We start from the raw sequence: 22,611 nt of genomic DNA on the forward strand, positions 1-22,611 counted from the left end.
AAAGATTAATCGATTAACCGATTCTGGGAAGAGTGGTTAACGCGATTAACCCGCCATTTATGGCAACAACACGTCGTTTATGGGCGGTGTTGTGAAACATCTCACAGGATAAAGTGCAAAAAACAGGTTATTCGATTAATCTGTTGGCAGACAGAGGAGGATGCATGACGACAGTCACACTGGCGCAGGTCGCCGCACGTGCGGGTGTTTCCACCGCGACCGTTTCTATGGTGCTGCGCAACCGGGGACGGATTTCACAGGCTACCCGGGAGCGGGTGCTGCACGCGCTGGATGAGTCCGGTTATGTTTACAACCAGACCGCAGCGAATTTACGCAACCGTAGCAGCAATCAGGTCGGGCTACTGCTGCACGACATCACTAACCCGTTTTACAGTGAGATGACCGCCGGGCTAAGTCACGAAATGGAGCGCCACGATCTGCTGCTGTTTCTCGCTAACAGCGAAGAATCTGGCGAGCGCCAGCAGCGGTTTGTTGATTCACTGATGCGCAACAACGCCTGCGGCATGGTACTGTGCGCCGCGCGCGACACGCCGCAGGCTTTTTTTGACGCGCTGAAGCGGCGCAATATTCCGGTGATCCTGACGGTGCGTAGTTTTGGGGATGCGGATTTCGATTACGTCGGCACTGATAACTTTTTCGGCACCCAGCTGGCTACCGCGCATCTGCTAAAACTGGGCCACCGGCATATCGCGTTTATCGGCGGCAGCCATAATTCCGGCACCCGCGCCCAGCGTATCGGCGGTTTTACCAGCAAGCTGATTGAGCATGGCCTGTCGCCGAAGCCGGAATGGATTGTCGCCTCGCAGGCCAGCCAGAGCGATGGCGCGCGGGTCGCGGAAACATTGTTGACCGCATATCCACAAATAACCGCCGCCGTGTGCTATCAGGACATTGTGGCGCTTGGCGTGATGCAGGCGCTGCGAAAAATGGGCCGCACGCCAGGCCCGGATTTTGCGCTGGTGGGATTTGACGATATCACCGAGGCGGCCCTGGTGCAGCCCGCGTTAACCACGGTATCGGTGGCGGCGAAAGAGATTGGCCGTAAAGCGGGGGAGTTGCTGTACAGCCGTATTCAGGGGAACGATGAACCGCCGAAGCGGATCATTTTACCGCCCGCGCTGGTGATCCGGGGCTCCTGCGGATCCCATCCGGTCAGCGGGGCGGAATAAACGCGGTCACGCCACCAGTTCAATCAGGTTGCCATCGGGATCGCGGATCACCGCCTCGTAAAATCCGTCCCCGGTGGTACGCGGCGGGCTGACCAGAATGCCGGCTTGCGCGGCACGATCGGCCATGGCGTCAACTTCCTGTTTCGCGCCGACGTTAACGGCGATATGCGCCCATCCCGTCAGCTCCTGGCCGTTTGGCCCATCGCCCAGTTCGGGCAGGGTCATTAATTCGATGGTCGGGCCGTCGGGCAGGCTGATGAAATACGACTGAAATCCCGGTCGGTTTTTACTGGCGTACAGTGCGTTGCTGACGCCGCCAAACATCTCGCGCCAGAATGCCTGCTGCGCCGCCAGGTCGCGCGTCCAGAGCGCTACGTGTGCAATTTTCATGAGTTCTCCGCCGTGACGGCCTGATGTCCAAGGTTAAGGGTAAGAGAGAGCGCGCCGACCATCAGCATCAGCACCATGATTAGCGAGAACGCGAAAGACAGTGAGCTGAAATGCGCCACATAGCCGATAAACGCGGGGCCGCTGAGTACGCCCAGATAGCCCAGAGTCGTGATGGCCGGAACCGCCGCCGCCTGCGGCATCACGGTCTGGCGACCTACTGCTGAGAACATCACCGGCACGATATTGGCGCAGCCCGCGCCCACCAGCACATAGCCCAGCAGCGACAACTCCCAGGAGGGAATATAAGTTACCAGCGCCAGGCCGACTGCCGCGATAATCGACCCGCCCAATACGACGGGCAGGCGTCCCAGCCGGGCGATAATGCGGTCGCCGGTTAATCTGAACAGGGTCATGGCGATGGCGAAGCAGGTATAGCCCAGCCCGCCGAGGGTTGCCGGGATATTGCGCACGTCGGTCAGGTAGACGGCGCTCCAGTCCAGCACCGTGCCTTCGGTCAGGAACACGGCAAAGCAGACGATCCCCAGCAACAGTACCGCGCCGCGGGGAATGGCAAACGCCGGGCCTTCTGAAGGATTGGCGTAGTCGAGCAATCCGGAGCGGCTAATAAACGTCATCACAATCACCGCCAGGGTGACCAGCAAAGTGCCGGTAAAAATCGTCATCCCCAGCGTGAGCAGCAGCGTCAGAAAACCCGCCCCGGCAATCCCGCCCACGCTGTACATGCCGTGGAACCCGGACATCACCGGCACCGGCGATGCTTTCTCTACCAGGATGGCCTGAATGTTCATGGCGCAGTCGGTCACGCCCACGCCGACGCCAAACAGCAGCAGCACGCCCGCCAGCAGCAGCGGATCGTTAATCACCGACAGCAGGGGGGTGGTCAACACAATAAACCCGACGGCGCTGAGGATCACGCGGCGGCAGCCGAATTTACTGGTCAACAGGCCGGTTACCGGCATCGCAATCAGCGCGCCCACACCAAGGCACAGCAACAGCGTACCCAGCGTGGCCTCGTTGACGCCGGTATTACTGCGGGCGAACGGCACGATCACCGCCCAGGCCGCCGTAACAAATCCGGCAATAAAGAAAACAAGGCGAGTCGCAAATGCCGATGAAACGCCGGAACGATGTTGGGACATGTGGATCCTCTTCAAATTTCATATTCAATCAGGCCGGATGCCGTTGACAGCAGGGGCCGGGTTGCAGGACTATGCTCACTATAGCTCGTTTATGATAATTTAAGGGTTTATATGCTCGATTATGCAGCTTTCCCGGAGCAGCGACAAGCGCTGATCCGCCAGACCCTGCAACAACATGGCCGCGCGATCTGTAGCGATCTCGCCGTGCAGTTACAGGTTTCGGAGCATACTATTCGCCGCGATCTGCACGAACTCAGCAAAGAGGGGATCTGCAAAAAGGTTTACGGCGGCGCGGTATTACAATTGCAGGATGGTGAAAACTTCACGCACCGAAAAGCGCACCATCACGCAGAAAAAGGCCTGCTGGCGCAGCGCTGTGCCCAACTGGTGAAAAACGGCACCTGTATTTTTATTGATGCCGGGACCACCAACCTGGCGATGGCGTCCGTTTTACCGGACGATCTTCAGTTCACCGTGGTCACCAACGCGCCGGATATCGCCGCAGTGCTGTTAAAACATCCGCTGATTGACGTGATTATGCTGGGCGGGCAAATCCAGAAAAATATGGGCGGCTGCGTGGGTAGCCACGCGCTGGATCAGCTAAAAACCATTATTTTCGACCAGGCATTTATTGGCGGGTGCGCCATGAGCCCGGAGACCGGGCTGACCGGTTTTGATTATGCCGATTGCGAATTCAAAAAAGCGGCGATCCGCCAAAGCAATCAAACCATCGTGGCGCTGACGGCGAATAAAATTCCCGGCATCGCCCGTTTTACCGTGGCCCGCTGCGATGAGATTGACGTGCTGGTGGTGGAGGAGACGCTGAGCGATGGGGTGCGTAAGGCATTTGAGCTTCAAGAAATTATTCTTGTTACTGCATAGATATGCCCTGACTCCAATAAATACGTATATTATCAGCTATCATAATCCGTTTAATAAGAGCCTCACTAATTTATTAATTATGATTACCAGAGAGGTTAAAGTAAGTAAGGTAATGATAAAATTAGATAATTCTTTCGGGAGCGCGTACCATGTTGTGAATGCTACGCAGGAGCCGCTTAGTAATGAAGCTCCAATAAATAAGCCTGCCAACGTCGCAATTATTTTCATTATCGAAGTCATTAAATCTTCCTTTTATCTTCATGATCGTTGTTGCTTAACGCTCACTAGTTAAAGCAACTCATATTAAGTAAATCTCCAGGGAGTTGCTGCCCCATAGCATCTTTTTAAAAGAATTAGCGTCTTGTCTATGAGATAAGCTTAATATTACTGATTTAAAGGCGATATGAAAAAAAGGGTGTGTCTTATTTTGTATAGATAAAAAATAATTCACTGTTTTTGAGTAAGGGATCGCGCTTACCGGTCAAAAGCCGTCAGTAAGCGCGGTATTCCCGTTAGCGAGCCGCCAGGCTGACCAGCATTTTCAGGCTGGCGGAGTAATAATCTTCCTGGGCGGTGATTTGCGGTTCGCCTTTCGGCAGTTGCCCCAGCACGAGATCGCGCACCGCCAGAATGCCGCCGTCCATCATATACGGAGCAGGATCGTTAGTGGTCACGTTGATCCAGGCAGGGGTCTGGGTACGTGAATACTGGCCCCAGAACGCTTTGTACGGCTCCAGCAGCGGGCTTTGCGGCGCATACCATTTCACATACAGCGGCACGCGGATGGCATCGTAGCTAAAGCGCGCGGGCCACTGTCTGGCGGGAGTTATTCGCCCGTCGGCATACAGCGATACCCAGTCCGCCGGGAGCTGTCCGTTGCCAAAACGCATTTTTCCCAGCAGTTTCTGGCCGTCGTTGATGAGATCTTTCCAGACCATTAAATGGCTGCGATTGCCTAAATCACGCCACGCCGGGAAGACAAAGTACGACGGGTTGAGGTTGATATTGCTGTTGAGATTAAACCCGTTCGCCCCGGGCAGCATCACTTTGTAGCCCGCGTAGCTGATCACGTTATGGGCGACAATCGCTTTAGCGATGGCGTCCGAGGCGCTGAGATAGTCGTTATTGCGCCACTTCTCGCCCGCTTTCAACAGCGCCCAGGCGATAAAGGTATCGCCATCGGTGGCATTGTTTTTATCGGTGATCGGCTGGGCTTCTACCGGGTTATAGCGCCAGTAGAACAGGCCATTATCCGGGTTCTTTAAGGTTTTGTTGGTCCATCCCCAAATTTTGTCGAAGCTGGCGCGGTCATCGTTCATTACCGCCATCATCATGGCAAAACCCTGGCCTTCGGTGTGGCTGACGCTGTTATTGCCGGTATCGATAATGCGCCCGTCGGGCATTAAAAACCGCGCTTTATAACTGTCCCACGCGCTGCCGGCCAGCGCGCACTGGCTGGTCAGCAACACCATCATGGCCACAAACAGCGTTTTGCATCGCTGCAACATGCATTCACCTCATCGGCTATTTTGATATCTGAAATGGACCTCAGTGGCCGACGGCGCGGCTTCGCGCCATAACGACACCGTGGGTTTCCCCCCCTGAGACTGCAACCAGCGCGCGTATAATCCCTCCAGAACGGCGCTCATCGCGCTGCTCCAGGCCGCTTGTCTGGCTTCATCGGGGGGAGTGGGTAACGCCCTGTGACGAATAAGCAGGGCGGTTTCGCTGGCTTCGATATCAATATACCCCCAGTTGAAATCCGCAAGTTGCTTATTTATCGCCAGTTCCAGTTCACCTACCGTATTTGATAGCGCCAGCGGAAATCGCTTGCCAAGATCGTCGCCCATCTGCGTCAGGAAGGCGTGACTCTGGGATTCGCCCACGTTCGCCACCATGTTTTCGACCATGGTATGAAGCAGTGCAAACCATCCTGACTGGGTTTGTTGATTCTGGAAATACTGCAAAAGTTGTGCGTCATTCATCTTAGTTATTCCCCAGCAGATAACGGAAGTAGAGCTGCGCGGTGCTTTCGTTGTAATCGCCAAAGGTGTCGTACCCCACCTGGCCGCCGATGGTCATGTCCTTATTGATTTTATAGTCGGCGGCGGCACGCAGGTTATAGCCCAGGCCGTTTTCGCTATTGCCGCTGTAATACGCCTCTTTGGCGAATCCGTTGGCGACGTAGTCTTCCAGCTGCGACTGCAGACGCTTGTCGCCAGGGAAGTAAGCGCTCTTGTCCTGAGTGTAGGACTGGTAACCCAGCGATGCCCCCACCGACATTTTCCAGTTGTCGAAGGTTTGAGAATAGTCGATGGGGAAAGAGACGCTGACGTAGTCCTGCGGGCTGAAATAGCCACCCTGGCCGTAGCTGAAGTAGCTCAGGTTTTTGGAGAAATCCATGTAGGTCATGCTGATGCCGGTTTTCAGCTCGCGGTCATCGGCGCGTAAAGGCCGCAGATAAACCCCGGCTGAACCCGTCGCATTGCTGTTGCTCGGCACGTTTTCGCCCAGATAGTTATACAGGCCGAATCCGGCGTAAAAACCGGCATCGCCGTTGTCATAGCTCAGTTGGGCGCTGCCGCCGTTTTTGGTGACCTGGCCCCACTTCTTGCCGCTGTATTTGTCTTCCACGCCCACATAGGAGAGCAGGCTGTCCACCACCGCGCGGCGTTCGCCGGTAAGGATCAGCTTCAGATAGTCAGTTAACTGCGGCGACCACTGGATCCCGCCCACCACGGTGTTGAGATCCTGGCCGAGCGGCGTCGATCCTACGTCGATTTTGTACTGGTCCCCGGTGAGCGCCATGCCCACCTCCACGCCGGACGCTTTTTGCGATCCCTGGGACGGCACATCGATGGTGTCAAGATTAGGCCGGGTTGGCGGCGTGGTGGTGGAGGCGTTATAAATGCCTTGCGCCACTTCGCCCTGGATCAATGCCCCAGTACCAAAGCGGGTGCTCGCCTGTTCGGAAGCGCTACCGGCGTTCAGGCTAATCGGCGTGACGTTAATGTCAAAGCGCGAGTCGCCAAACGGCACCGTCGACCACTGGAGCGGCGATTTAATTTCGGTGAGTTTGCTGAGCCCGCTTTCGCCATCGCGCCCGCGCGCCGCCACGGAACCGCGCGTCCAGGTGGCGGTTTTCTCGGTGAGCTGCTCGATCATGTTATCCACCTGACGCAGCGTACCGGCCTGGGCGCTCTCTATCGGCAGATCGGTGCGCACGGCGGCGGGCGGCGCGGTTTGCGGATTACGCGCCAGCTGCGCAACCTGCCACGGCATCGCCTGGCCATAGACTGACGGCGTGGTCGCTTCGCTGCGGCTGGCGGTGGTGATAAACGGGTTATCCGCCAGCGCCAGGCCGCCGAGCATCGGCGACGTGTCGCCGCCCGCGCCCTGCAGGCCTAACAGCTTTCCGCGCGCGGAACGCAGGTAGCTCATCGCCTGCTGATGGTTGCCTTGCGCTTCGGCGACGCGCGCCTGAAGCAGCAGGCGGTCCGGCGTGTCGTTGTTGCGCAGCCCTGCCGCCAGCTGGCGCGCGCGGTCGGTATTCCCTTCCGCCAGCGCCACGTCAATGGCCCCCACCCGGGCATCCTGCTGCGGGGTGTCGCGGGTTATCAGGTAGTCGTATACCACGCCAGCTTCTTTGTTCATTTTGCCGGACTGGTACAGGCGCGCCATGGCGAACATCAGATCGGTATTTTGCGGATCGTTTTGCATGGCGCGGATCAGCTTGTCATACGCCGCCGCATAGTTACCCTGCACCCGTAGCCGGTCGGCTTCGTTAATCACGTAGCCCTGCTGAATATTCGCTAATTGCGTCGGGGTGCTGCGCGCCCGCAATTCCGGGTTGGCCAGCCAGGACTGCGCCTCGCCGCTGAGTCCGGCCTGGTTCAGCACCGTAATCTGGTCGGCATAGTCACCGGCATTACCCTGCACGCCACGGCGCATATTGTCGCGTACCACGGTTACCGCGCCGCCCAGATCGCCGGTCTCTGCCAGCATCCGCGCCAGCTTGCCCGCGTCGGCGGGGCTTTGCGGCGGACGGGAAGCCAGCGCCTTGAGAGTATTGGCGGCGGCGACGGTATCGCCTTGCGCCAGGTAGCGCTCGGCGGTGGTCATTTGCAGGTTGTAGTTCACCCGCTGGGCCAGTTCGCGCATATCGCTATTCTGGCTGGAGGCAGGAATACGCGACAGCAGAGTTTGCGCCTGCTGCCAGCCGTTGTTTTCACTGGCAAACAGCGCGGCGGAATAAAGCTGGGTATTGCTGGCGCCGGGCCGGAATGCCGGTGCCATAAGATTGGTGGCTTCGGCGCTGCGCCCCTGTTTTTGCAGCTGGCGAGCCAGATCGAGACGCAGCCACGGATCGGAAGGGTAGCGCGCGACGCCCTGCTCCAGCAGCGCGATCGCCCGTTGGGTATCGCCGCTGGCCACCGCCTGCTGCGCCTGGCGGCGGATCGGATCGGTGGGGTTGCCGCCGGAGACGCGCGGCTGTAAACGGGCCTGTAAACTGGCGGGCAGGGTTTGCAACACCGATTGCGCCTCGGCGGTTTTATTCTGCTCGCGCAACACGTAATAGAGATTCTCGCGGGCAGAGGCGTTATCCGCCTGCTCAGCGAGCACGCCGCGCAGCGCCTGCTCGGCCTCGGGATAGTTTTTATTGCGGCGCAGCACATCGGCGCGGAACAGCTTCGCCGCGATGCCGTGTTCGCCGCTCTGCTGGGCGAGGGGGGCGCTCAGGCTTAACGCCTGATTGACGTCGCCCTGTTTCAGCGCGTTCTGGGCGGCGGCGAGCTGGCCGTAAAACGCCGCATCCTCCGCCTGCTTTTTACGTTCGTCAGATTGCTCCCCGCCCAGGCTTGCCGCCCGGTTCAGGTACTGGGCGGCAGCGGCGTAATCGCCACGGCGCTGGGCAACATAGCCCATCCCCGCCAGCGCGTCGGCGTCTTCCGGATTCGCCTGTAGCACCTGCTCGAACTGGCCGCGCGCGACATCGGTATTGCCGGCATTCAGCGCGTCGAAGCCCTGTCCCCTGGCCGCGCCGCCGATATTGGTGCGGTAATGGTTCTGAACATCGGTATCCTGCGGATGGCGCTGCAAAAAGGTCTGATAGTACGGCTCGTCGCCCGCGCGCGGCCCCAGCCACAGCAGCGCCTGGCGCAGGGCCGCGTCGGCGTCTTTACTGCCGCTGGCCATATTTTGCAGAATGTCGATCCCTTCCCGGCGGGTGGACTCCTGATAGGTCAACACCTTGCCTAATGCGATGCGCGCCGCGTTATCCTGCGGATATTGCGTCACGATCTGGCGCAGGCCGCTGACCGCTTGCGGATACAATGATTTATCCCCGGCCATGGTCAGATAGTATTCCGGCGCGAGGCTCTGCGGCGGTTCACCGCCCTTAAACAGGGTGTTCCAGGTATTGAGCGCCGCCGGGATATTGCCGCTTCTGGCCTGCTGGCGCGCCAGATCCAGCTGGCCGCGCGGCACCTGCTGAAGCTGTCTGGCGTTATCCAGCGCCTGGAGGTTCGGATCCTGCGGCGAGACCGCCGCCAGCCGTGCGCGCCACTGGGCGGCGGTTTTCAGATCGCCCGCCTGCTGCGCCCACAGCGCCATCAGGTACATGGCCTGGGTGTTATTGGCGTCCACCATCAGCACTTTGCGCAGCGACTCTTTCGCCAGGTCGTCATGGGATTTTTCATGCCAGTAATTGGCCTGGTCGAACAGCGCTTTCAGGGCGGGATTGTTGTCCGCCGCCTGGGCGGACATCGCACCGACGGTCAAGCCGCCGAACAGGCAGAGTGTCGTCCATGGTCTGGCGGTATTTTTGTTGTGATTCATGTTGTTACCACCTTTACTCACTATCATAATCCTGCGGATTCAGGCGCTTATGCGCACGTCTTTTCAGTAACGCGTACAGACTTAACCCTATCACGGTGGCGAACAGCAGCCCGACGATCGCCAGCAGCGCCGAATGCTGGTTGGCGTACCACACCACCATCATGTACCAGGGCATCTGCCCGCTGGGGAACTGCTGGCCGACACGGAAGCTGCGCACGCCGTTTTCATCGGTAATGATGGCCACGTCGCCGCGAATACCGGCATTGATGCGTGCCGAGTTCAGGTCGGTATACAGACGGGAAAGCTGATCGCCATTGCTGCCGATCGCCATCACCACCAGCCGCGACGGGTTCCACTGGGAGCGGAAGCTCACGAACCCGCGCCAGGCTTCGTTCGAGGAGAAGTAGCGATCGGCATCAACGCCCGATGCGGTCCAGTCACCTTCAAGGTAGCGTTGGGCGGTTTGCCACATCGTCGGCTCGCGCACCCCAAAGGTATGTTCATTGACGGTAAATGGCGACTGGGCCAGCAGGGCGCGGTTGAACGCGTTCTGGTCGAGGGTAGAAACCGCCAGCACGTCGCTTTGGTTCAGGAACGCCAGGTTGGCGCCGCCTGAGGGCAGGCCAAACATCACGCGGTTATGGTACAGCGCGGTGCCGGTGGCGATACCGGAGCGGGCTGCCAAATCCAGCAGGGTGCCGACTTCGCTGTCCGCCGGGGTTTCTGGCAGCAGCAGCACGGTTTGCGAGAAATCCGCCAACCGGGTGAACGGGAAGGACGCGCCCACAAAGTAGGAGAGGTTCGGCAGCAGCGAAAAGTGGCGCGTTTTGCTCAAATCGATCCACGAATCTTCGTCGATGCGGCTCTTGATATTGTTGTTCAGCAGCACGCTACAGGGCGCGGCCTCTTTAGTTTCGATATTGAAATAGAGCGACAGCTGGTTATCACCGTAAATCAGATACGGCTCCAGCGGCACCCGGGCGCTTTCCTGGCGCGCGTCGCCGCCCAGCTTATGCCACAGCATCTCCAGCAGACCCTGCTTGTTCACCGGCAGATTGCGTAAGAACGTGCCGTTAAAAGTCATGGAAAGGTAGGAGCGCTGGTCGTCGATCCAGCTTTCCGACGGGAAGCGGTAGCCGATTTGCATCGGGATAGTCTCGCCGTCCCACAGGAACAGATCCGGCGCGGCGCGGAATGCCACGCGCAGCGGCTCATGCCAGATCCCGGAGACCGTCAGGCTTTGATCCTGGCGCATCAGCTCCACCAGGCGCACCGGACGATCGGTGGGGATCCAGCGCGGCGCGTCGTAGGGTTTACTGGTGGGGATGGTCTGGACATCTACCGGCATAAACGGCGACTGCACGTTGAAATCGCCACGGGTTAAGCGCGATGCCGCCGCGCGCAGTTGCTGGTCGTTATTACCGATCACCAGCAGCAGTTTGTACACCGGGTTGCCGGGGTTATCGACGATTTGCAGGATCGGCGTGCTGGTTTCCGGCATCGTCAGGCCGCCGATGGTGTCGCCGGGTTTGCCGAACAGGATGCCGTTTTTCTCCGGCAGCTTGTCGCGCATCGCGTCGAAACGAATACCGCGATAGTCGGCCTGGATCCCCAACCACGACGCGACAATTGCCGCCGCGCTCACCTGTTCCGGCAGCAGTTTCGCCGGGAACGCGAAGGCGAGAGCGGTCGGCGTCATCTGCATCGGATCAAAGAACGGACGCGGGAAATGGCTGAGATCCGCGCCGATATTCAGCTGCTGGCCTTCCAGGTCCAGCCGGGTGTCCGGCATGATCGTCACCTGGTATTTATCAGAGAGATCGCGCAGGCACAGCAGGGCGTCGCCGTCGTTGATCTTAAAGCTGATGTTATTGCTGGATACCACCAGCGCCGCCGGGATCTCCAGTTGATAGTTCGAGACGTTGCTGTCCGAGGTGCCGAGCGGCACGGTGCCTAACGGCTGGCCGTTCATCATCAGTTGCAGAGTGGCGTTACGCGCCGCCATGTCCGGCGAGACTTTCAGGTTCAGGTTTAACTGTGCGCTGGTCATCACCTGGTCGGAGGGCAGGGTAAAGTTGATGCCCGCCTGTAGCTGGCCGCCGCTGAGGATCACGCCCTGCGGCTGGCCCATCTGCGCCACCGTTACGCTGACCGCGTTGCCGGGGATAAGCTGCGGCGTGGCGGGCGCGCTCGCGGTAGCCTGAGTCGGCGGCGGCAAATCCAGCGGGATCGCCGGAACCGGCGTTGATGCTGACGTATCGGTTTGCGGCGCAGCCCCTTCCGGAGAGAGCGTCGCCGGCATGTCTGACGGCGTTGCGGCATCGGCGGCGGGCGTCGGGAATGCCTCCTGCGCAGCGGCCTCCGCAGGCGTTGCGGCGGGGGCGGGTAAATCAGGCGCCCCCGGCTGAGGCTCCTGTGCCGGTACGGTCCTTGTCAGTACGCATAACGCCAGCAACACCTGGCAGGCCTTGAAAGTCATCCTTTTCATGCAGCGGTGTCCTCGGCTTTAAGACGGCGCGCCTCTTCCTCACGCAGGCGGCGGTTTTCACGGCGTGATGTCCAGGTCAGCCAGAACAGGTCGAATACGCTGCGGATAATGATTAACAGCGAGCGGAACGGGTTATCCTGCGGCTTCGGCGGACGGATCCACGCATCGGCGCGCGCCAGTACCACGCGCACCAGCTCGCGGCGGCGGGAAAGCGGAATATCCTTAAACATCAGACGAATAAACTCGTCATCAGCGCCGATCACGCTAACCGGAATGCTGATAGAGCCGGACTGAAGCTGTAGCTCGATCTCTTCAATCTCGTCGCTGAGATGGCGGTTATCCGGCACCACGATGCGGCAGCCGCCCATCGACAAGTCCTGAGTGTGGGTACGCGATGAGATCCCGCTGGCGTAGTGAACGATCACCGGCACGTCGACGTCGATACGGATTGTTTTACGGGTCTGACGGGTTTCCCGCGCGACGGCAATTGCCGCCAGCAGGAACACCAGGCTGTAAATCCCCCATCCCACGTTAAGCGCGATAACCTTCGGATCCACGGCAAAATAGTCGTGGGCAAAGGCCCGGACCAGGCCCGCGATAATCCCGATGGTCAGCAGAATGGCGACAATCAGATGTGGACGCACCACGCTGAAATCGAAATAGCCGATATTGAGCAGGCCGCCTTTGTCGGTGACGTTAAATTTGCCGCGTTTCGGGAAAATCATGGTGATCGCCGTCGGCAGGATCAGGTGGAACGCCAGCACGATATCGTAGATTTCACCCCAGAAGCTGTAGCGATAGCGCCCGTTCATCCGCGAGTTGAGGTAGATGGTCAACAGCAGGTGCGGCAGTGCGTAAGCGAAAATCAGCCCCGCTGACGAGTGGATGATATTCAGGTTAAACAGCAAATAGGCCAGCGGCGCGGTTAAGAATGCCACGCGGGGCAGGGCGAACTGGAAATAGAGCATGGCGCTCAGATAGCAGCAGCGTTGCTGCCAGGTCAGCCCACGGCCAAACAGCGGATTATCCATACGGAATATCTGCGTCATGCCGCGCGCCCAGCGGGTTCGTTGGATCACGTGCAACACCAGACGTTCGGTCGCCAGGCCCGCCGCCAGCGGGATCGCCAGGAACGCTGATTTCCAGCCCAGACGCTGCATTTTCAGCGCGGTGTGGGCATCTTCGGTCACGGTTTCTACCGCAAAGCCGCCGATCTCTTCCAGCGCCGAACGGCGGATCACCGCGCACGAGCCGCAGAAGAAAGTGGCGTTCCAGTTATCGTTGCCCTGTTGGATCGGGCCGTAGAACAGCGAGCCTTCGTTAGGAATATTTTTACCCAGCGACAGGTTACGTTCGAACGGATCGGGAGAGTAGAAATAGTGCGGCGTTTGCATCAGCGCCAGTTTCGGATCCTGAAGGAAGCTGCCCACCGTCGCCTGCAAAAAGATGCGTGTGGCGACGTGGTCGCAGTCGAATACGCAAATCAGTTCGCCTTTGGTCAGCTTCAGGGCGTGGTTAAGGTTGCCCGCTTTGGCGTGTGAGTTATCGTTACGGGTGATATAGCCGACCCCGACATCGGCGGCAAACACCGCAAATTCCCGGCGCTTGCCGTCGTCCAGCAGATAGATGTTGAGCTTATCGCGCGGATAATCAATACACTGCGCCGCCAGCACCGTGTCGCGTACCACTTCCAGACTTTCGTTATAGGACGGGATGTAAATATCCACCGTCGGCCACGTTGAAACATCATCAGGTAGCGGAACAATGCCCCTTTTTAGCGGGAATACGGTTTGCAGATAGGTGAGTAATAAGATGACCCAGATATAGAGTTCCGCCAGAAATAACCCGATGCCGAGTATGGCTTCAATCTCGGAATTAAAATGCAGGGTTTGGGTGGCGCGGAAATAAATATATCGCGTCGACATCAGCGCCGAGACCACCATCATCACCACGGAAATGCTGTGTTTTTTGCTGAAACCTAATAAAAACAGAATACCAATGCTGACCAGGCCGAAAATATATTGTTTCTGGCTATCCATCGGCGTAATGATGATCAGCACTGCTACTGGCGCAAGCACCAACAGCAGTAAATAAAACAGGACCTTCTTCATAGGCCTTCCTGGTAATCGTCAGAAATGTGATGTTTTAAGACTGGCGTGAACCGCACCGTCGCCAATATTTATACCGAGCAGGCCGGCCACTCTTTTACTGATTAATTCGATATCGAATGCCGCAGCGGAAGCCGGGCTGAAATCAAAGATGGACTGCTGCGAGGCGTTGGCTTCCGAAACGCTCTCATCACGATTAATAATGCCAATAAGCTGTTCGCCCAGACGCTGCTGCAAAAATGCGGTGACGTCGCGGCTGATATTGCGGCGGTTATCGCTCTGATTCAGCACAAAGTAGTAGCCCTGTTTGTGGTTCAACGGCTCGCCGATCAGACGATGGTTTTCAATGTGCGGCAGCAGCGACAGGGAGGCGGTATCTGCCAGCAGCGTCACCAGGTGCAGATCCGCGAGGCGGGACATCGCCTTGAGCGCCGGGCTGGGGCCGGGCGGAAAATCGGCGATGATCACCAGGCCGGGATAATTCAGCAGCGTGCTTAAGCCGCGCAGCAAAAAATGCGGGTCACTGGCAAGGTGCTGCTCGAAGGTCAGCCGCTGCTCTTCTGTGACATCGCCATAGGGCAACAAAAATACGTTGCCGCCCGCGGTCAGCACGAACTGGCTCCAGTCAGCGGATTCTCCCGCCTTCGCCACGTAGCCGCGTCCATCAGAGAGCGGCACGCCAAAATGCAAGCGCAGGGCGTTCTGCACATCAAAATCAATCGCCAGGACTTTACTGCCTGAGCGAGCCAGCGCATACGCCAGGTTGGCCGTAACGGTTGTTTTTCCTACACCGCCTTTAGGCGAACAAACACAAACTAACGGCATGACGCGATCGTCTCCAGCAACGTTTGTAAGGGGATATCTTTCGCGTTTTGCCCGGTCGGTAGGGTGCCTTTCGTGGCAAACAACTGGTCAAATCGCACGGGTTGGTTCTGCCCGGACGCAGGGGCTTCAACCGGTGCGGCAGGGGAGGAGAAAACAGGTTGAGCAGGCGCGGCGGAGGACGGCGGCGGCACCTGAGAAAGCAGCGGCGGCTGCGCTGGCGTTTGACGAACATCAGTCTGCTGGGGCGCAAGACTGCCAAAAATGGAGGAAGCCGTCGCGGCGGGTTTGGGCTCCGTTTGCGCAGGTTTACTCAGACTGGCTTCAAAGGTATGCGCATCGACAGCCTGCGGAACCGGGGCAGAGACGCTGCCGCCTTGCGCGAGCAGCGTTTGCTCGTCGCCTTCAGACGCCAGCTGTTTGATAATGGCCCAGTTACCGCTGCTGTGCTGCTGGGTTTGCGCCGACATATCCTTGAAATCGATAGCGCCGTTGCGTGTCTTATCCTTGAAACGCTGCAAATCATCATAGTTTTTCATAGCGAGACTCATGATTTACAAGAAATTATTTCTTCTTCCACGCACGTTGGAAGCATAACGGCTCATTCAGACAATAAGCCATAGGTCTTAATTCATCAAATATCCCGGCTTCGCCGATGATTATTTGATATTTCCGAATGGAGATAGTCGCATGAGTTATTATTTTCTCTTGCATCTGTTCCTGTCCGACACGATATAAAATCTCGGTTTTACGGTGATTCCTCTCTAATTTTAACGCGACGGCAGTGATTTGTCTGAATGGATAGTGTGTTAAAAAGCGGAAGCAGTATTCCGCCATAATGACAATGACTGGTTTTGAGTATGAGTTTAGCCGATCTCACAAAGGTGATGAGGTAACCCGATGTTTTTTATTACCTCGAAAAAGGCGGTTCACTTAAGCGCCAGTAAACAGACAGAACGAATGCCCCAGAATAAGTAAGGGATTGATGCCATTTACTGATATCAGGGTGCTTTTGACGTAAATTTCTAATCTTCGTCGTTTTAGGTTGGCAGCGTCTGACCAGAGTCGTTAACCTGAAACTCAGTAATCTGCAATTTCTAAACATGAAGAGTATCAATATGCATGATGCACAGGTTCGTGTCGCCATCGCCGGAGCGGGTGGCCGCATGGGACGCCAGCTGATTCAGGCGGCGCTGCAAATGGAAGGGGTGATTCTTGGCGCAGCGCTGGAGCGTGAAGGTTCCTCTCTGGTGGGTAGCGATGCCGGAGAGTTGGCTGGCGCAGGCACTACTGGCGTGCGGATCCAGACCAGCCTTGAAGCGGTAGTGAACGATTTCGACGTCTTTATCGATTTTACCCGTCCGGAAGGGACGTTGCAGCATCTGGCGTTTTGCCGCGCCCATCATAAAGGCATGGTGATTGGCACTACCGGTTTTGACGATGCAGGCAAGCAGGCGATTCGCGACGCCAGTGTGGATATCGGCATTGTGTTTGCGGCTAACTTCAGCGTAGGCGTGAACGTGATGCTGAAGCTGCTGGAAAAAGCGGCCAAAGTGATGGGCAACTATACCGACATCGAGATTATCGAAGCGCATCACCGTCATAAAGTGGATGCGCCCTCCGGCACCGCGCTGGCAATGGGCGAGGCCATTGCGGAGGCGTTAAATAAAGATCTCAAGGATTGCGCGGTGTACACGCGGGAAGGCCATACCGGCGAACGTCAGCCTGGCACGATCGGCTTTGCCACCGTGCGCGCGGGTGACATTATCGGTGAGCATACTGCGATGTTTGCCGATATCGGTGAGCGCGTGGAGATTACCCACAAGGCCTCCAGCCGGATGACTTTTGCTAATGGCGCGGTTCGCTCTGCCATTTGGGTGAAAGCGGAGAAAAAAGGTCTCTTTGATATGAGAGACGTACTGGATTTAAACAGTTTATAACGGGTTTTATCCATCGTGATGTGGTTATTACAATCGTAGTGCATTGATTGCAAGGGTGATATTTTATCACCCTTAATTTTATCTGTGTTTATGGGGTTTTCATCGGTTTTAATTAACGTAATGGCTATAGTTATACGTTATCTTTAGTTTCGCTGTTATTTTATTGTAAATTTTGACCATCTGGTCCACTTTTTAGTGGCATCTGGTCGTGATTTAACATTTAATAAGCCTGTTAATCGGTTTCGTCACCAGGTTTACTCGCTTTTTTAGCGCTTACCAGCCTTTATTTCTCTGTGGTTGATAAAATTAACTGAAAAATCCCGTTTTCAGGGTAGACTTTTGCCCAACCTCTCCTTAGAATGCCGCCGTTTGCCAAAAATTCACCGGGCAAACGTATTTGCGTTGATTCATTCATAACAAATGAATTAATATGCAGATAAATTGACTGTTTATTCCCTGGAGGACGTTTTGATTAAGTCAGCGCTGTTGGTTCTGGAAGACGGGACCCAATTCTACGGTCGGGCCATAGGGGCATCAGGTACGGCAGTAGGGGAAGTCGTTTTCAATACTTCAATGACCGGTTATCAAGAAATCCTCACTGATCCTTCCTACTCCCGCCAGATTGTCACTCTCACTTATCCCCATATTGGTAATGTCGGTACTAACCCGGCAGATGAAGAATCCTCCCAGGTTCATGCGCAAGGCCTTGTCATCCGTGACCTGCCGCTGATTGCCAGCAACTTCCGCAATACCGAAGACCTTTCTTCTTACCTTAAGCGCCATAACATCGTGGCCATCGCTGATGTGGATACCCGCAAACTGACTCGCCTGCTGAGCGAGAAAGGCGCGCAGAACGGCTGCATTATTGCCGGTGACAATCTGGATGCCGCCCTGGCGCTGGAAAAAGCCAAAGGCTTCCCGGGCCTGAGCGGGATGGACCTGGCGAAAGAAGTCACAACTCACGAACCTTACCGCTGGACCCAGGGAAGCTGGGAACTGAAAAACGGTTTGCCGGAAGCGAAAACCGACGAGGAACTGCCGTTCCATGTGGTGGCTTACGATTACGGCGTCAAGCGCAACATTCTGCGTATGCTGGTGGATCGCGGCTGCCGTCTGACGGTGGTTCCGGCGCAGACGCCGGCGGCTGACGTACTGAACATGAACCCGGACGGGATTTTCCTCTCCAACGGCCCTGGCGACCCGGCACCGTGCGACTACGCTATCGACGCGATTAAAACCTTCCTGGATACGGATATTCCGGTATTCGGCATCTGTCTCGGCCACCAGTTGCTGGCGCTGGCCAGCGGTGCGAAAACCGTGAAGATGAAGTTCGGCCATCACGGCGGTAACCACCCGGTGAAAAACGTTGAAGACAATACCGTGCTGATTACTGCGCAGAACCATGGCTTTGCGGTCGATGAAGCCACGTTGCCTGCCAACCTGCGCGTAACCCACAAATCGCTGTTCGACGGCACGCTACAGGGCATCCATCGCACTGATAAAGCGGCATTCAGCTTCCAGGGCCACCCGGAAGCCAGCCCCGGCCCGCACGACGCCGCGCCGCTGTTTGACCATTTTATTGCATTAATTGAGCAGTATCGTAAGAACGCCAAATAATCAGGAGAAAAGAGCCATGCCAAAACGTACAGACATAAAAAGCATCCTGATCCTTGGCGCTGGCCCGATTGTTATCGGCCAGGCCTGCGAATTCGACTATTCGGGCGCCCAGGCGTGTAAAGCGCTGCGTGAAGAGGGCTACCGCGTTATCCTGGTCAACTCGAACCCGGCGACCATCATGACTGACCCGGAAATGGCCGATGCCACCTATATCGAGCCGATTCACTGGGAAGTGGTGCGCAAAATTATCGAGAAAGAGCGCCCGGACGCGGTGCTGCCGACCATGGGCGGCCAGACGGCGCTGAACTGCGCGCTGGAACTGGAACGCCAGGGCGTGCTGGAAGAGTTCGGCGTCACCATGATTGGCGCGACTGCTGACGCCATCGACAAAGCGGAAGACCGTCGTCGTTTTGACGTCGCGATGAAGAAAATCGGCCTCGATACCGCGCGTTCCGGTATCGCGCATACCATGGAAGAAGCGCTGGCGGTGGCGGCGGATGTCGGCTACCCGTGCATCATCCGTCCGTCCTTCACCATGGGCGGCACCGGCGGCGGTATCGCTTACAACCGCGAAGAGTTTGAAGAAATTTGCGAACGCGGCCTGGATCTCTCTCCGACCAACGAACTGCTGATCGACGAATCGCTGATCGGCTGGAAAGAGTACGAGATGGAAGTGGTGCGTGATAAAAACGACAACTGCATCATCGTTTGCTCTATTGAAAACTTCGACGCCATGGGCATTCATACCGGCGACTCCATCACCGTCGCCCCGGCCCAGACCCTGACCGACAAAGAGTACCAAATCATGCGTAACGCCTCGATGGCGGTACTGCGTGAAATCGGCGTGGAAACCGGCGGCTCTAACGTCCAGTTCGCGGTGAATCCGAAAAACGGTCGCCTGATTGTTATCGAAATGAACCCGCGCGTGTCGCGTTCTTCCGCGCTGGCCTCGAAAGCCACCGGCTTCCCGATTGCTAAAGTGGCGGCGAAACTGGCGGTGGGCTACACCCTTGATGAGCTGATGAACGACATCACCGGTGGCCGTACCCCGGCATCGTTTGAACCCTCTATCGACTACGTGGTCACCAAAATCCCACGCTTTAACTTCGAGAAATTCGCGGGCGCGAATGACCGTCTGACGACCCAGATGAAATCGGTCGGCGAAGTGATGGCGATTGGCCGCACCCAGCAGGAATCGATGCAAAAAGCGTTGCGCGGCCTGGAAGTGGGCGCGACCGGTTTTGACCCGAAAGTGAATCTGGACGATCCGGACGCGCTGACCAAAATCCGCCGCGAGCTGAAAGATGCCGGCGCCGAGCGTATCTGGTATATCGCTGACGCTTTCCGCGCGGGCCTGTCGGTTGACGGCGTGTTCAACCTGACCAATATCGACCGCTGGTTCCTGGTGCAAATTGAGGAGCTGGTACGCCTGGAAGAGCAGGTGGCGGACGTGGGCATCACCGGCCTGACGGCAGATTTCCTGTGGACCCTGAAGCGCAAAGGCTTTGCCGACGCGCGCCTGGCGAAACTGGTCGGCGTACGCGAATCGGAAATCCGCAAACTCCGTGAACAATACAATCTGCACCCGGTTTACAAACGCGTGGATACCTGTGCGGCGGAATTCGCCACCGATACCGCTTACATGTATTCCACCTATGAAGACGAGTGCGAATCGCGCCCGAACCCGGACCGCGAAAAAATCATGGTACTGGGCGGCGGGCCGAACCGCATCGGCCAGGGTATTGAGTTTGACTACTGCTGCGTACACGCCTCGCTGGCGCTGCGCGAAGATGGTTACGAAACCATTATGGTCAACTGCAACCCGGAAACCGTCTCTACCGATTACGACACCTCCGACCGTCTGTACTTTGAACCGGTCACCCTGGAAGACGTGCTGGAAATTGTCCGTATCGAGAAGCCAAAAGGCGTGATCGTCCAGTACGGCGGCCAGACGCCGCTGAAACTGGCGCGTGAGCTGGAAGCCGCAGGCGTGCCGATTATCGGCACCAGCCCGGACGCCATCGACCGCGCGGAAGACCGCGAACGCTTCCAGCAGGCGGTGGATCGCCTGAAACTGAAACAGCCAGCCAACGCCACCGTGACCGCCATTGAGCAGGCGGTAGAGAAGGCCGCACAAATCGGTTATCCGCTGGTGGTGCGTCCTTCTTATGTACTGGGTGGCCGCGCGATGGAAATCGTCTATGACGAATCCGACCTGCGCCGCTACTTCCTGACCGCGGTCAGCGTTTCTAACGATGCGCCGGTACTGCTGGACCGCTTCCTCGACGACGCGGTGGAAGTGGATGTTGACGCCATCTGCGACGGCGAAATGGTGCTGATTGGCGGCATCATGGAGCATATCGAGCAGGCAGGCGTCCACTCCGGCGACTCCGCCTGTTCGCTGCCGGCCTACACCCTGAGCCAGGATATCCAGAACGTGATGCGCCAGCAGGTGCAGAAACTGGCAATGGAATTGCAGGTGCGTGGCCTGATGAACGTGCAATTCGCGGTGAAAGATAACGAAGTGTACCTGATTGAAGTGAACCCACGCGCCGCGCGTACCGTGCCGTTCGTTTCCAAAGCTACCGGCGTGGCGCTGGCGAAAGTGGCGGCGCGCGTGATGGCGGGCAAAACGCTGACTGAGCAGGGCGTTACCAGAGAGATCATTCCGCCGTACTACTCGGTGAAAGAAGTGGTGCTGCCGTTCAATAAATTCCCGGGCGTAGATCCGCTGTTAGGGCCGGAAATGCGCTCAACCGGTGAAGTGATGGGCGTGGGCCGCACCTTCGCGGAAGCGTTCGCCAAAGCGCAGCTGGGCAGTAACTCGACCATGAAGAAATCGGGTCGCGCGCTGCTGTCGGTACGTGAAGGCGACAAAGAGCGCGTGGTGGATCTGGCGGCGAAACTGCTGAAGCAGGGCTTTGAGCTGGACGCCACCCACGGCACCGCGATTGTGCTGGGCGAAGCGGGCATTAACCCGCGTCTGGTGAACAAAGTGCATGAAGGCCGTCCGCACATTCAGGACCGTATTAAGAATGGCGAGTACACCTATATCATCAACACCACCGCAGGACGCCAGGCGATTGAGGATTCCAAACTGATCCGCCGCAGCGCGCTACAGTATAAAGTGCACTACGACACCACGCTGAACGGCGGTTTCGCCACGGCGATGGCGTTGAATGCGGATGCGAAAGAAAAAGTGATTTCCGTGCAGGAGATGCACGCGCAAATCACGAAGTAAGGGAAAGGGCGCTGGCGCACCCCGGAGGTTTGTTGATCGACGGGGTGCGTATTACACGCCATGAAACGCTATATCAAAGCCCTGTTCCTGCCAGTGGGTTAATTGTTCCTGCTGACGCAGCGACAGGGCTTTGCCTGTCCAGACAAAAATATGCTGACCGGGGAACAACTCCGGGCGCGGCGATTCCAGCGGTTCCGCCAGCACATCGATATTCCATCCCTGTTGCGCCAGCCGCCAGGCTTCAAGCCAGAGCCGGGTGCGATCATCGCAATCCCAGCCAATCAGCAACGCTTCTTTACCCGATTTTTTGCGTACTTCTGCCAGCGCCGATACGGCATAGTCAATCAGCACCCCATCCAGCATGCTGCAAATGGCGCGGGCGGTGTTTTGATCGAGCCGAAGCCGATGACGCACGGGAATAATAATATGATCGATAAGCGCGTCGGCAGAGTGCTGACGGGCCGCAGCAGTAATTGCGGCGCGGAGTTTTGCCGGACGGGCATGGCGCAGCACGGTCATCATCTCTTCCTGGTATGATGCCCAGTCATCATGCTCAGCGTGATGAGTCTCTTCCAGCAGCGCTTTCACTTTGCCCACCGGTACGCCGCTTTGGATCCAGCGCTTTATCTCTTCGATACGCTGAATGTCGGTTTCATCGAACTGTCGATGCCCGCCTTCGCTGCGCTGAGGTTTGAATAACCCATACCGTCTCTGCCAGGCGCGCAGTGTGACAGGGTTTATTCCGCATCGTTCAGCTACTTCGCCAATACTGTAAAAGGCCATTGACTCACTCATACTCAAATCGGTACGTCCGTGTTCCAAACTAACTAATTTGTACATCTTGTACAAATCATTTTCTCTTGTATAACCTTGAACTCTATTCGCTATCACGAACCGCCTCAGGTGCAGTAGGAATTTTCACTTAATAGTGTAAT

At 57.2% G+C, this 22,611-nt stretch carries 15 protein-coding genes; 5 read left to right on the forward strand and 10 right to left on the reverse strand.

The window, feature by feature from the left end:
- The first annotated feature begins 164 nt into the window (after positions 1-164).
- Positions 165-1,190 (forward strand): LacI family DNA-binding transcriptional regulator, encoded by a 1,026-nt coding sequence (locus tag GV764_RS06065; protein WP_161659368.1) that lies wholly within the window; start codon positions 165-167, stop codon positions 1,188-1,190.
- 6 nt (positions 1,191-1,196) lie between these two features.
- Here the strand turns inward: GV764_RS06065 and GV764_RS06070 are convergent, their stop codons facing one another.
- Together GV764_RS06070 and GV764_RS06075 are read right to left on the reverse strand one after the other, a co-directional pair.
- Positions 1,197-1,580, reverse strand: a complete 384-nt coding sequence (locus GV764_RS06070) for a VOC family protein (RefSeq protein ID WP_161659369.1) — start codon at positions 1,578-1,580, stop codon at positions 1,197-1,199.
- The gene (locus GV764_RS06075) at positions 1,577-2,740 is read right to left on the reverse strand and encodes an MFS transporter (protein ID WP_161659370.1); all 1,164 of its coding nucleotides are present in this window, start codon (positions 2,738-2,740) and stop codon (positions 1,577-1,579) included. Before GV764_RS06075 ends, GV764_RS06070 begins: the two co-directional genes overlap by 4 nt.
- 111 nt (positions 2,741-2,851) lie before the next feature.
- On the opposite strand from GV764_RS06075, the gene GV764_RS06080 reads away from it, so the two are divergent.
- Entirely contained in the window at positions 2,852-3,622 is a 771-nt protein-coding gene (locus GV764_RS06080; protein ID WP_161659371.1) for a DeoR/GlpR family DNA-binding transcription regulator, read from the forward strand.
- Between the two features lie 512 nt (positions 3,623-4,134).
- Here GV764_RS06080 and GV764_RS06085 read toward each other — a convergent pair.
- From GV764_RS06085 to bcsO, 7 genes are read right to left on the reverse strand one after another with little or no spacing between them, the layout of a single operon-like run.
- Entirely contained in the window at positions 4,135-5,130 is a 996-nt protein-coding gene (locus GV764_RS06085) for a glycosyl hydrolase family 8 (protein WP_161659372.1), read from the reverse strand.
- Positions 5,131-5,139: 9 nt separating this feature from the next.
- A complete protein-coding gene (gene bcsD, locus GV764_RS06090; RefSeq protein WP_161659373.1) occupies positions 5,140-5,607 on the reverse strand; it encodes a cellulose biosynthesis protein BcsD in 468 nt (155 codons plus the stop codon).
- 1 nt (position 5,608) lies between these two features.
- Positions 5,609-9,460: a cellulose biosynthesis protein BcsC gene (locus tag GV764_RS06095; protein ID WP_161659374.1), complete on the reverse strand. Its 3,852-nt coding sequence runs from the start codon at positions 9,458-9,460 to the stop codon at positions 5,609-5,611.
- 13 nt (positions 9,461-9,473) lie between these two features.
- Positions 9,474-11,948 (reverse strand): cellulose biosynthesis cyclic di-GMP-binding regulatory protein BcsB, encoded by a 2,475-nt coding sequence (gene bcsB, locus GV764_RS06100; protein ID WP_236651840.1) that lies wholly within the window; start codon positions 11,946-11,948, stop codon positions 9,474-9,476.
- Complete coding sequence (bcsA, locus tag GV764_RS06105) at positions 11,945-14,059, reverse strand: UDP-forming cellulose synthase catalytic subunit (protein WP_161659375.1); 2,115 nt, start codon at positions 14,057-14,059, stop codon at positions 11,945-11,947. Before bcsA ends, bcsB begins: the two co-directional genes overlap by 4 nt.
- 18 nt (positions 14,060-14,077) lie before the next feature.
- Complete coding sequence (gene bcsQ, locus GV764_RS06110) at positions 14,078-14,881, reverse strand: cellulose biosynthesis protein BcsQ (protein ID WP_161659376.1); 804 nt, start codon at positions 14,879-14,881, stop codon at positions 14,078-14,080.
- The gene (bcsO, locus tag GV764_RS06115) at positions 14,872-15,417 is read right to left on the reverse strand and encodes a cellulose biosynthesis protein BcsO (protein ID WP_161659377.1); all 546 of its coding nucleotides are present in this window, start codon (positions 15,415-15,417) and stop codon (positions 14,872-14,874) included. The genes bcsQ and bcsO overlap by 10 nt, the downstream gene beginning before the upstream one ends.
- 579 nt (positions 15,418-15,996) lie before the next feature.
- Here bcsO and dapB point away from each other — a divergent pair.
- The 3 genes from dapB to carB all read left to right on the forward strand — a co-directional run bounded on the left by dapB (position 15,997) and on the right by carB (position 21,676).
- A complete protein-coding gene (dapB, locus tag GV764_RS06120; RefSeq protein WP_161659378.1) occupies positions 15,997-16,818 on the forward strand; it encodes a 4-hydroxy-tetrahydrodipicolinate reductase in 822 nt (273 codons plus the stop codon).
- 468 nt (positions 16,819-17,286) lie between these two features.
- Positions 17,287-18,435, forward strand: coding sequence for a glutamine-hydrolyzing carbamoyl-phosphate synthase small subunit (carA, locus tag GV764_RS06125; RefSeq protein WP_161659379.1), 1,149 nt, complete (start codon positions 17,287-17,289; stop codon positions 18,433-18,435).
- 16 nt (positions 18,436-18,451) lie between these two features.
- Entirely contained in the window at positions 18,452-21,676 is a 3,225-nt protein-coding gene (gene carB / locus GV764_RS06130; protein WP_161659380.1) for a carbamoyl-phosphate synthase large subunit, read from the forward strand.
- 51 nt (positions 21,677-21,727) lie between these two features.
- Here carB and GV764_RS06135 read toward each other — a convergent pair whose 3' ends face one another.
- A complete protein-coding gene (locus GV764_RS06135; RefSeq protein WP_161659449.1) occupies positions 21,728-22,459 on the reverse strand; it encodes a MerR family transcriptional regulator in 732 nt (243 codons plus the stop codon).
- Positions 22,460-22,611 lie beyond the last annotated feature (152 nt).

The organism is Atlantibacter hermannii, from assembly GCF_009907385.1.
Taxonomy (GTDB): Bacteria; Pseudomonadota; Gammaproteobacteria; order Enterobacterales; family Enterobacteriaceae; genus Atlantibacter; species Atlantibacter hermannii_A.

Bases quoted from the DNA above. Each gene is read 5' to 3' on its own strand.
- GV764_RS06065 (WP_161659368.1), top strand. From the start codon at position 165: ATGACGACAGTCACACTGGCGCAGGTCGCCGCACGTGCGGGTGTTTCC.
- GV764_RS06070 (WP_161659369.1), bottom strand. From the start codon at position 1,580: ATGAAAATTGCACACGTAGCGCTCTGGACGCGCGACCTGGCGGCGCAG.
- GV764_RS06075 (WP_161659370.1), bottom strand. From the start codon at position 2,740: ATGTCCCAACATCGTTCCGGCGTTTCATCGGCATTTGCGACTCGCCTT.
- GV764_RS06080 (WP_161659371.1), top strand. From the start codon at position 2,852: ATGCTCGATTATGCAGCTTTCCCGGAGCAGCGACAAGCGCTGATCCGC.
- GV764_RS06085 (WP_161659372.1), bottom strand. From the start codon at position 5,130: ATGTTGCAGCGATGCAAAACGCTGTTTGTGGCCATGATGGTGTTGCTG.
- bcsD (WP_161659373.1), bottom strand. From the start codon at position 5,607: ATGAATGACGCACAACTTTTGCAGTATTTCCAGAATCAACAAACCCAG.
- GV764_RS06095 (WP_161659374.1), bottom strand. From the start codon at position 9,460: ATGAATCACAACAAAAATACCGCCAGACCATGGACGACACTCTGCCTG.
- bcsB (WP_236651840.1), bottom strand. From the start codon at position 11,948: ATGAAAAGGATGACTTTCAAGGCCTGCCAGGTGTTGCTGGCGTTATGC.
- bcsA (WP_161659375.1), bottom strand. From the start codon at position 14,059: ATGAAGAAGGTCCTGTTTTATTTACTGCTGTTGGTGCTTGCGCCAGTA.
- bcsQ (WP_161659376.1), bottom strand. From the start codon at position 14,881: ATGCCGTTAGTTTGTGTTTGTTCGCCTAAAGGCGGTGTAGGAAAAACA.
- bcsO (WP_161659377.1), bottom strand. From the start codon at position 15,417: ATGAAAAACTATGATGATTTGCAGCGTTTCAAGGATAAGACACGCAAC.
- dapB (WP_161659378.1), top strand. From the start codon at position 15,997: ATGCATGATGCACAGGTTCGTGTCGCCATCGCCGGAGCGGGTGGCCGC.
- carB (WP_161659380.1), top strand. From the start codon at position 18,452: ATGCCAAAACGTACAGACATAAAAAGCATCCTGATCCTTGGCGCTGGC.
- GV764_RS06135 (WP_161659449.1), bottom strand. From the start codon at position 22,459: ATGGCCTTTTACAGTATTGGCGAAGTAGCTGAACGATGCGGAATAAAC.